Genomic DNA, 287 nt, shown 5'->3' with positions numbered 1-287 from the left:
TATTCAGCCTAGAAAAATCAAAAGGCTCAAAAGTAGAGGAAACTAGCACTTCTCAATCAGATGAAAGTACAGAAAATGAGGAAACGAAAGATAGTCTCTCTTCAGAAGAAAAAACCACCAAAGAAACCACTCCTAAAGAAACTCCTTCTAAGAAACCGGCAGAAAAAGAAGCTAGCAATGCGAATCTTCCTGATGAAAAACAACCCCAAACCTCACCTAATGAACAACAGGTTTCGCCTGCTGCAGCTGAACCAGGGGAAATAACTGAAAATATTATTACAGACGTT

General features: G+C 39.0%; 1 protein-coding gene. It reads left to right on the top strand.

From position 1 onward, the window contains the following. A partial coding sequence (locus Q4550_RS23360) for a hypothetical protein (protein ID WP_303536589.1) occupies nucleotides 1-287 on the top strand: 287 nt, incomplete at both ends.

It is taken from the genome of Anaerobacillus sp. 1_MG-2023, assembly GCF_030547345.1.
GTDB classification, from domain to species: Bacteria; Bacillota; Bacilli; order Bacillales; family Guptibacillaceae; genus Guptibacillus; species Guptibacillus hwajinpoensis_B.
This window is presented reverse-complemented; position numbering and strand designations above follow the sequence as displayed.